We start from the raw sequence: 720 nt of genomic DNA, 5'->3' as shown, positions 1-720 counted from the left end.
GCTCGGCACCCTGAAGGTGGCGCAGCGGCAGATTGTCGAGATTGCCAGGGCATTGCTCGATCGCGCCCGCATCGTCGCCATGGACGAGCCGACATCGAGCCTGACGCCGAGCGAATTCGAACGGCTCGCGCAAGTCATTACAGGTTTGGCGCGCGATGGCGTCGCCGTCGTCTATGTCTCGCACAAGCTGGATGAGGTGTTCGGCATCTGCCGGCGCGCCACCATCATGCGCGATGGCGTCGTCGTCGATTCCGTCGATCTGAAAGACCTGTCGGAGAAAGCGGTCGTGGCGATGATGGTCGGCCGCGAACTGGCGCAGGAACACCATAATTCCCATGCCACGAACAAGGTCATGCTGAGCGCGCGTGGCCTCTCCTCGGCGACGAAGGTGCGCAACGTGTCGTTCGATCTGCATCGCGGCGAGGTGCTGGGGATTGCCGGCCTGGTCGGTTCCGGCCGAACTGAACTTTTGCGGCTCCTGGCCGGCGCCGATCGCGCCACGGCCGGCACCATTGCAATCGACGGCAAGGCGGCGCGCTTCGCCGGCCCGCGCGATGCGATTGCCGCCGGCATCGGCCTGGTGCCGGAGGAGCGCAAGCGCGAAGGCATCGTGCCGCTGCGCTCGATCACCAGCAACATGGCGCTGGCCTCGATGAACGTATTCGCGCCGCGCGGCGTCATCGATCACACCAGGCTGAAACAGGTGGCGGTCGACAGGAT

The 720-nt window shown here is 65.4% G+C and carries 1 protein-coding gene; it reads left to right on the top strand.

The genetic code is table 11. From position 1 onward, the window contains the following. Positions 1-720: ATP-binding cassette domain-containing protein (locus EN984_RS36615; protein WP_164766018.1), on the top strand; the 720-nt coding region annotated here is incomplete at both ends.

Source organism: Mesorhizobium sp. M7A.F.Ca.CA.004.12.1.1 (genome assembly GCF_003997835.1).
In the GTDB taxonomy this organism is placed as follows: domain Bacteria; phylum Pseudomonadota; class Alphaproteobacteria; order Rhizobiales; family Rhizobiaceae; genus Mesorhizobium.
Note: the sequence above shows the minus strand (reverse complement) of the source record. Positions and strands in the feature narration are given on the sequence as shown.